The sequence below is a fragment of the Gemmatimonadaceae bacterium genome (assembly GCA_035533755.1).
Classification (GTDB): Bacteria; Gemmatimonadota; Gemmatimonadetes; order Gemmatimonadales; family Gemmatimonadaceae; genus JAGWRI01.
In genome coordinates, this window is record DATLTC010000028.1 from 1 (window position 1) to 8,314 (window position 8,314).

8 protein-coding genes are annotated in these 8,314 nt (G+C 70.5%); 3 read left to right on the forward strand and 5 right to left on the reverse strand.

Annotated elements, in window-relative coordinates:
- Positions 1-275: 275 nt before the first annotated feature.
- From VNE60_04815 to VNE60_04825, 3 genes are read left to right on the forward strand one after another with little or no spacing between them, the layout of a single operon-like run.
- On the forward strand, positions 276-2,294 hold the full coding sequence (locus VNE60_04815; GenBank protein HVB30831.1) for a TonB-dependent receptor: 2,019 nt from the start codon (positions 276-278) through the stop codon (positions 2,292-2,294).
- An 11-nt stretch (positions 2,295-2,305) separates the two neighbouring features.
- Positions 2,306-2,935 (forward strand): SCO family protein, encoded by a 630-nt coding sequence (locus tag VNE60_04820; GenBank protein HVB30832.1) that lies wholly within the window; start codon positions 2,306-2,308, stop codon positions 2,933-2,935.
- Position 2,936: 1 nt separating this feature from the next.
- Positions 2,937-3,419: a copper chaperone PCu(A)C gene (locus tag VNE60_04825; protein ID HVB30833.1), complete on the forward strand. Its 483-nt coding sequence runs from the start codon at positions 2,937-2,939 to the stop codon at positions 3,417-3,419.
- 10 nt (positions 3,420-3,429) lie between these two features.
- Here VNE60_04825 and VNE60_04830 read toward each other — a convergent pair whose 3' ends face one another.
- The 5 genes from VNE60_04830 to kdpB form a co-directional block, all read right to left on the reverse strand.
- Positions 3,430-4,188 carry a hypothetical protein gene (locus VNE60_04830; protein ID HVB30834.1) on the reverse strand — a complete coding sequence of 253 codons (759 nt, stop codon included), beginning with the start codon at positions 4,186-4,188 and terminating at the stop codon, positions 3,430-3,432.
- Positions 4,185-5,363, reverse strand: a complete 1,179-nt coding sequence (locus VNE60_04835) for a universal stress protein (protein ID HVB30835.1) — start codon at positions 5,361-5,363, stop codon at positions 4,185-4,187. Before VNE60_04835 ends, VNE60_04830 begins: the two co-directional genes overlap by 4 nt.
- Positions 5,364-6,506 carry an outer membrane beta-barrel protein gene (locus VNE60_04840; GenBank protein ID HVB30836.1) on the reverse strand — a complete coding sequence of 381 codons (1,143 nt, stop codon included), beginning with the start codon at positions 6,504-6,506 and terminating at the stop codon, positions 5,364-5,366.
- A gap of 9 nt (positions 6,507-6,515) precedes the next feature.
- On the reverse strand, positions 6,516-7,118 hold the full coding sequence (kdpC, locus tag VNE60_04845) for a potassium-transporting ATPase subunit KdpC (GenBank protein ID HVB30837.1): 603 nt from the start codon (positions 7,116-7,118) through the stop codon (positions 6,516-6,518).
- A gap of 1 nt (position 7,119) precedes the next feature.
- Positions 7,120-8,314, reverse strand: a 1,195-nt coding sequence (kdpB, locus tag VNE60_04850) for a potassium-transporting ATPase subunit KdpB (protein ID HVB30838.1), incomplete at its 5' end; no start/stop codon positions are given.

Genomic DNA, 8,314 nt, shown 5'->3' on the forward strand with positions numbered 1-8,314 from the left:
GCGAGATTGGGCCGGCCGTCGGCGGCGGGCGTGGAGGAACTTCCGGAATCCTGGGCGGTCGTCAGGGCAATGGCCATGTCTGTGGGACCGAGGAGGTCCGGCGGCGGGGTGCCCCACATTGGGGCATATCCGGACTCTCTCAATTTACATCCCGGCCCCGCATAAAGCGACCGTGGCGCCCGGCCCGGACGCCGCGCCGGTGGCGCAACACCATGCGGCGGGCGCACATGGCGCCGCCGGTATTTCGCGGTGTTTACGCGCATTACATTCCGCCCATGCGTCGCATCCTGTGGGCGCTCGCCGTGTTGGCGAGTCCTTCCGTCCTGTTGGGCCAACAGCAGCGGACGCGGGCCGATTCCGTGGCCCGCGCCGATTCGCTCAAGGCCGTCGCGCAGAGCCTCGGCGCCGTCAACATCGTGGCGGCGCCGGTGGACCGCAGCCAGCCGGCGTCGGTGACGCACATCCCGGCGTCGGTGATCAACGCCACGCCGTCCAACAGCACGTGGGATCTGCTCCGGCAGACGGCGGGGGTGGAGGTGCATCAGCAGGGGCAGGGGCCGGGCTTCGCGTCCGACGCGTCGCTGCGCGGGTTCAGCTCCGACCATTCCACCGACCTCGCGCTGTGGATCGACGGGGTGCCGGTGAACGAGCCGGTGAACGGACACTCCGAAGGCTACAACGACTTCAGCGAGCTGTTCACCGACGCGGTGCGCAGCATCGACGTGATCCGCGGGCCGACGAGCCCGCTGTTCGGCAACTTCGCGATGGCGGGCGTGGTGAACGTGCGCACCATCGATCGCATGGCGGGCACCGAGGTGAAGGCGTCGGCGGGTTCGTTCGGGAGCGCCGACGCGACCGTGATGACGGGGTTCGACCATGGCGCGCGCGGCGGTGGGGTGTTCGGCGTGCACTACGAACATGACGACGGCTTCCGGCCCAACGCCGGATACGACCTGGTGCAGGGGCACGGCCGAGTGGTGCACGAGCTGGGGCATGGATACTCGATCGACTTCGGCACCGAGCTGTACGGCACCGACTGGAACTCGGCGGGATTTCTGAGCGGCGAGGAATTCGCGCGCCACCAGTACGACATCGTGTCCAACCCGTCGGACGGCGGGTACAAGCGCCGCGCGCAGGAGCGGGTGAGCCTGCGGCTCATCACCGGGCCCATGTTCTGGCGCACTACGGTGTACGCCACCGAGGGCCGGTGGCAGCTGTTCCTGACCATTCCGCCGGCGGGCGGCAAGTTCGAGGGCAGCGGCAGCCAGACGGAAGAGGAGGATTCTCGCTACGGCACCGGACTCACCAGCGCGCTCACCTGGCAGTTGCCCCGGGGCGAGCTGACGATCGGCACTGAGGGCCGGTGGGATCACGCGCGCTACGAGAACTACTTCACCACCAACCGCACCCGCGATTCGGTGAACGCGCTGGCCACGGCGCGGCAGCTGTCGGGGGCGGTGTTCCTGCAGTCGTACGTGGATCTCACCGACCGGTTGCGATTGGACGTGGGCGGCCGTGCCGACGTGCTGGACACCCGATCGCTCCAGGACCTGTTCGGCGAGTTCCGCGGGAGCACCGGCGTGTTCTCGCCCAAGGCGGGCGCGACGTACCGCCTGATGGATGCGCTCTCGGCGTACGCCGACGTCTCGCGGGGATTCCGCTCCACGGACGGCGTGATGATGGATCCCGGCCTGCCGGTGGTCACGGCGTGGGACTACGAGGGCGGATTGAAGTTCGACCGCAGCGGCGTGTACGGCGCGGCGACGCTGTTCCGCATGGACGTGAGCAACGAGCAGACGATCAATCCGCTGAGCGGGGTGGCGAACAACGGCGGATCGAGCGTGCGGCAGGGGCTGGAGTTGGAATGGGCGGTGCCGGTGCGCCCCACGGTGCAGGTGACGGGGGACTGGACGTTCAACGACGCGCGCTACACGCACCTCACGATCGTGTCGGAGGACGACGGGAGCGTGTCCACCGTGGACGGGTTGCGCGTGTACAACACGGCCCGGTACATCGGCACGTCCGCCGTGCGGTTCTCGCCCGCCGGCCGGCAATGGAGCCTGCGCCTGAGCGGCAACTGGGTGGGGCCCTACTCGCCGTTCGACGAACCGGGCGTGGTGCTCGGGGCGTATGGACTGATGCATGCGAGCTTCTCGGTGCGGCTGGGTGGGGCCGACGTGGACCTGGGGGTTCGCAATCTGCTCGACCGGCCCTATCCTGAACTGGTGGCCGGCGGCCTCGTGTCCCCCGGGCAGCCGCGCGCGGTGTTCGCGCAGGTACGCCGTACGTTCTGACGGAGGCGGTGATGCGGGTCGGGTCTCGAACGGTGCTCCTGGGCGTGGTCGCGGCGGCGTGGCTGGCCGGATGCGACGCGACGCGCGACACGATCGACCGGCTGCGGGGGCAGCCGCTGGTGCTGGGCGCGGTGATCGATCCTGCCGTGCCGCGGCCCGACGTGACGATGACGAGCACGGACGGGGCGCCGTTCGACTTCGGCAAGCGGACCAGAGGGCGCGTCACCTTCATCACGTTCGGGTACACGCACTGTCCCGACGTCTGCCCGGTGCACATGGCCAACATCGCCGCGGCGCTCAAGCAGTTGCCGGCCAGCGATCGCGGCCGGGTGACGGTGGTGTTCGTCACCACCGATCCGGCGCGCGACTCGCTGCCGCAACTCCGGCAGTGGCTCGATTCGTTCAACCACGCGTTCATCGGCCTGCGGGGCACCGACGCGCAACTGGCGGCCATGGAGCAGGCGTTCCACATTCCGCCGGCGCAGCGCGAGGCGCTGCCCGGCGGCGGCTACGCCGTGTCGCACTCGGCGGAGGTGTTCGCCTTCACCCCCGACGACAGCGCGCACGTGATCTACCTCCCGGGGATGACGATCGCCGATTACGTCCACGACATTCCGCGTCTCCTGAGAGACGTCTACTGATATGAGACGATTCCTGCTTCTGGCGCTGACGCTCGCCGCGGCCGGTGGATGCCGGGTGGTGCCCGTGGATCAGGGCGGCGCCATGGGGTGGACGCGCGGGTATCTCGTGACTCCTGCCGCCGGGTCGCCCGCCGTGCTCTACCTGTGGGTCACGAATCCCACGAGCCAGGCCGACACCGTGATCGGGGTGCGGACGCCGATCGCCGCCCGCGCCGAGGTGCACCGCGACATGCCGATGGGCAACGGGATGTCGCACATGACGCCGGTGGCGGAGCTTCCCGTGCCGGCGCACGACACGCTGCGGTTCGCGCCGGGCGGCCTGCACATCATGGTGGTCGATCTCACGCGGCCGATCGCGCGGGGCGACTCGGCCCGGGTGACGGTGACCTTCCGGCGCGCCGGCGACGTCGCGGGGTGGGCGCGCGTAATCGGCTACGTGGACGTGGACACGGCGGTGGTGCAGCCCGCGCACGGCGGGGGCTGAGCGCGGGCGCTCAGCGCGGCAGGCGGATCTCCACGCGGGCGTCGATCGCGCGCAGCGATCCGCCGTGCGCCGCCATGACGCGCGCGGCCCACGCAGTGTCGATCTCGTCGACGTCGACGCGCCCGCCCTCGAAGGCCACGACCAGTTCGGGGTCGGTGGCGGCGGCGGTGATGTGCAGCGTGCCGCCGTCGGCGGTGGCGGCGAGACAGGCCGCGCCGACGAGGGCCAGCGCCTCGTGCAGGCGGATGCGGTCGCCGCGCACGGTGGGCAGGGGGGCGGCGATGTCGGCCACGACGCGCACGCCGCGGGCCCCGCCCCGCGACTGGAGCGCCGCGACGATCGAAGCGACCACGTCGCCGGGCCGCACGGGCTCGCTTCGGAGCTGTTCGGGGCGCAACGCGAACAGGTCGCGCGCGCGGCGCAGGCGTGACGCGGCGGCCTCGGCGGCATCGCGCGCCGCGCCGATCAACTCCACCTGATTGTCGTTGAGGTCGCCGAACTGATTCTCGAGCAGGATGTGGAGGGGCAGGCGCACGTCGTCGAGGTCGTGCACGCTGCGGTCCACCGCGGCGGCGGCCGCCGCCTCGGCCGCGCGGGCGCGATCGGTGGCCAGACGCTCGCGCTCGGCGCCGTGGGCCTCGCTGGCCGACACGGCGTGGTGCAGCTCGTCCACGCGCGCCGCCGCGCGCCGCACGGCCCGCCAGGCGAACAGCCAGGCGAGCGCCACGCCTCCCAGGGCGAGCACGGCGGCCAGGTAGGCGGGCGTCATGTGCCGGACTCGCCGCTGGAGAACGAGACCACGAGCACGTCCACACCGGCCGAATTCTGCACCAGGCGGTCGACCACCGATCCCCGCACCAGGTGCTGCCAGCGCGAGCGCCGGCTCTGCCCCACGAGGACGAGGGTCACGCCGCGGGAGCGGACGAAGTCGAGCAGCGCCGCGGCCACGTCGGTCCCGGGGAGCTGCACCACCTCGGCGCCCATGGTCTGCGCGAGCTGGATGTTCTCGACGAGCTTGCGCTGCACCGTGGCGTCGATGCGGTCGGCGCTCTCCTCGGGGGTCTGCACGTACACGCAGTACCAATCGGAGTTGAGGCGGCCGGCGATGCGGCTGGCTCTGCGGAGGAGGGCGGCCGTGTAGGGTGGGTTGCTGGACATCGCGACCATGAGGCGATCCACCGTGCGGCGGGCGCCGGTCCCGCCGCGCTCCCGCCGCACGATCTCCTCGCGCGACCGGTCCACCGAGCTCGCCACTTCGCGCAGCGCCAGCTCACGGAGCGTGCTCAGGTTCTCGGCCGTGAAGAAGTTGGCGAGCGCGGCGGGCACCTTGTCGGGCGCGTAGATCCTGCCTTCGACGAGCCGCTGGCGGAGATCCTCGGCCGAGATATCGAGGTTCACCACCTGGTCGGCCAGGCCCACCACCCAGTCGGGCAGCGTTTCGCGGATGAGCACGCCCAGCGTTTCGGCGACGATGTCGTTGAGCGATTCCAGATGCTGCACGTTGACCGCGGAGATGACGCTGATGCCGTTGTCGAGCAGCCAGATCACGTCTTCCCAGCGCTTGGAGCGCGCCGATCCGGGCACGTTGGTGTGGGCCAGCTCATCGACGATCGCGACCTCGGGATTGCGGTGCACGATCGCGTCGCCGTCCATCTCCTCGAGGCCGACGCCGCGGTATTCGATGCGGCGGCGCGGCACGACTTCGAGGTCGCCGATCTGCGCCGCCGTCTCGGCGCGGGCGTGGGTCTCCACGAATCCGACCACGACGTCCACGCCGCGGGCCCGCAGCTGATGCGCCTCGACGAGCATGCGATACGTCTTGCCGACGCCGGCCGCCGAGCCGATGTACAGTTTGAGCTTCCCGCGCTCGCGTTGGCGCACGAGCGTGAGGAAGTCGGTGGCGGGTGCCGGCCGGGTGTCGTCCGGCACGTTGGGCGACGTCATTCAGAAAAGGTACGCGACCCCGAGGCCGGCGGTCAGCTGGGACCGCGACCCGCCGAACGCGGCGATGGTGGAGCGGTCGTAGCGGACTTCCGGGCGCACGAGCGCGTCCGGCCAGGCGCGCACGTTGAGCGTGAGCGTGCCGGTCGCCACCCGTTGCCCGGGGGTGGCGGGATACCCGAGCGCCGCGCTCGTGCGGGCGCCGTTGGGATCGGCCATGTAGTCGGCGCGGACGCCGAGCCCGACGGTCGACGTGAGGTCGCGCGTGGCCCAGGCGCCGAACGCCCACCATTGCGCGTCGCGGCTGGAATCGGGGAGCGCGGCGTTGGCCATCTCCCGCCCGTAGTCGGCCTGCAGCCATGCGTTCCAGCTCGGCGCGAACTTCTTCCAGAGCAGGATCTCGGAGCCCGATCGGAGCGCCGACGCATTGTCCAACTCCTCGGCGCCCGAGTAGCCGAACAGCGAGACGGAGGAAGTGGAATCGGGATAGAGGCCGAGGCGGCCGAGCACGGTCTTGCCCGAGTTCCGCGCCTCGACGGCGTCCCAGCCGTTGGTGATGCGGAGCTGCGCGTCGGCGTGCGGCCCGAACCGGTACGACACCTGCGCCCCGGTGGAGGTGAAGTCCTCCAGGAAGATGAACTGGTTGCCGCCGGACCAGACGGGATTCGCCACGTCCTCGATCACCTCGAGCCCCAGCAACGTGGCGAACTTGCCGAATTGGAACTGGAGCCCGTTGCCGTTGGGCGTCGGCACGTTGAGGGAAACGTACAGCTGGGTGAGGTCACCCTGCGGCCCGAGCGCCAGTCCGCGGGACTGCACGACCGCGGCATTCTGTCCGAGCAGGACTTCGGCGTGCACGCCGGCGCTCCACGTGCGAGCGTCGTACGGGCGGTCGGCCACGAGATCGAGCGCGTCGAGCGAGAACTGGTTCTGGTATCGATCGTAGAGGTGGCCCGCGATCGTCGTGCCCGCGGGATGCGTGGAATACTGATAGGATGCCTCGGCGTATCCGCTGAACGCGAATCCGCCGAAGGGAGCGGGCCGCGTCGCGGCCGCGGCAGGTCCGGCGTGGGTCGTGTCAGCGGCGGTCTGGCCCTGCGCGCGTACGGCGAGGGCCAGCAGGCTCACGGCCAAGATTCGTCTCATGATGATTCATCAATCGTGCGACGCCGCGGCATGCAGCGGGAACGACCGGTCCAAGTCGAGGTTGAGTTCGAGCACGTTGACGCGCGGATCTCCGAACAACCCGAACTGCGGCCCCTGGACGTGCCGGTCGACGAGCGCGCGCACCGACGCACTGTCGACGTGGCGGGCCCGCGCCACGCGCTCCACCTGCAGGAACGCGTCGGCGGGCGAGATGTCGGGGTCCAGGCCGGAGCCCGACGCGGTGACCATGTCGGACGGGATCTTGCCCTTCACGCCGCCGTCCTGGGCGACGACGGTGTCGACGCGCGCCGCGACGAGCGAATCCAGCTTGGCGCTGGTGGGGCCGAGGTTGCTGCCGCCCGACAGCGTGTCGTCGTAGCCCGCGCCGGCGGCCGACGGGCGCGGATGGAAGTACTCCGGGCGCGTGAACGACTGGCCGATGAGCGCGCTGCCGATCGGGGCGCCGTCGGCGCCGCGGATCAGCGAGCCGTTGGCCTGTCGCGGAAAGAGCAGCTGGGCGACGGCGGTGACGGCGCTCGGGTAGAGGATGCCGGTGATCACACAGAGCGCGAGCGTGAGCACGATCGCGGGGCGGAGTTGGTTGCGGAGCACGTTACACCAACCGGAAGAGGACGAGGAGCATGTCGATGAGCTTGATGCCCACGAAGGGGACGATCAACCCGCCGACGCCGTAGATCCACAGATTGCGGCGCAGGATCACCGACGCCGGCGCCGGCCGGTACCGCACACCCCGCAGCGCCAGCGGAATGAGCGCCACGATGATCAGCGCGTTGAAGATCACGCTCGCCAGGATGGCGGAATCGGGGGAGTGCAGGCGCATGATGTTCAACGCCTGGAGCGGCGGATACGTGGCCACGAACATCGCCGGGATGATGGCGAAGTACTTGGCCACGTCGTTGGCGATGGAGAACGTGGTGAGCGATCCCCGCGTCATGAGCAATTGCTTGCCGATCTCCACCACCTCGATGAGCTTGGTGGGGTTGGAGTCGAGGTCGATCATGTTGCCGGCTTCCTTGGCCGCCTGCGTGCCGGTGTTCATGGCCACGCCCACGTCGGCCTGGGCCAGCGCCGGCGCGTCGTTCGTGCCGTCGCCGGTCATCGCCACGAGGCGGCCGCCCGCCTGCTCGCGCTTGATGAGCGCCATCTTGTCTTCGGGCGTCGCCTGGGCCAGGAAATCGTCGACGCCCGCCTCCTGCGCGATGGCCGCGGCGGTGAGCGGGTTGTCGCCCGTGATCATCACGGTGCGGATGCCCATGGCGCGGAGCCGCGCGAACCGCTCGCGAATGCCGCCCTTGACCACGTCCTTGAGGTAGATCACGCCCAGCACGTGCGCCTCGCCGTTGCTCCGCTCGGCGACGACGAGCGGCGTGCCGCCCTCGCGCGCGATGCGCTCGACGATCGGGCCGAGGTCGGGCGGCACCACGCCGCGATTGTCGGCGACCCAATGGGACACGGCGTCGCCGGCCCCCTTGCGCAGGTGCAACGGTCCGAGGTTGACGCCGCTCATGCGCGTGGTGGCCGAGAAGGGGACGAACTCCGCTTCCTGCGTCGCCCCCTCCGGATTGCCGTCGGAGAGGACGACCCGCCGCCCCTCGGCCAGTGTACGGCCGCGAATGCCGAACTTCTCCTTGGCGAGCACGACGATGCTGCGGCCCTCGGGAGTCTCGTCGGGGAGCGAGGCGAGCTGCGCGCGATCGGCGAGATGCTCCACGGTCACGCCGAATACCGGGAGGAACTCCACCGCCTGGCGGTTGCCGAGCGTGATCGTGCCCGTCTTGTCGAGCAGA